General features: G+C 41.5%; 1 pseudogene. It reads right to left on the reverse strand.

Annotated elements, in window-relative coordinates:
- A pseudogene (locus LB467_RS18760) lies at positions 1-405 on the reverse strand (IS5/IS1182 family transposase); the annotation flags it as partial.

Here is a 405-nt window from a genome sequence, read left to right on the forward strand (position 1 = left end):
TTTTTCTTTGACTGCAGGAACCAAACTTAAGGTCTGCTCCGATTCAATGCACTTCTCTAGTTCCCTGCAATAGGCCAATTCCTTATCCAGCTCCCTGGAAGAATTCTTTTCCGGCATGCGGTCTTTCATATCTTCATCTACGGCGTAAACTGCTTTACGAAGTAACTTTGAACGCTCTCTGAGAACCTCAAGTGCTGAATAAGGATTTGATCTAGATAGCGAATGTGTGGCATCAACAATAATGGATTTGGACTTAATAATTTCTTTTTCAATGGCTAGTGCGACAGTCTTGTTTATCAACAGGTTCAACAGATCGGTATCTTTCAATCGCAGCTTGCGGAACTTAGTCAAGGAACTGGAATTGATAACTGCATCTTCGGGCGCCATCTCAAGAAAATACTTGAA

Origin of the sequence: Salegentibacter tibetensis (assembly GCF_020164485.1) — a bacterium.
In the GTDB taxonomy this organism is placed as follows: Bacteria; Bacteroidota; Bacteroidia; order Flavobacteriales; family Flavobacteriaceae; genus Salegentibacter; species Salegentibacter tibetensis.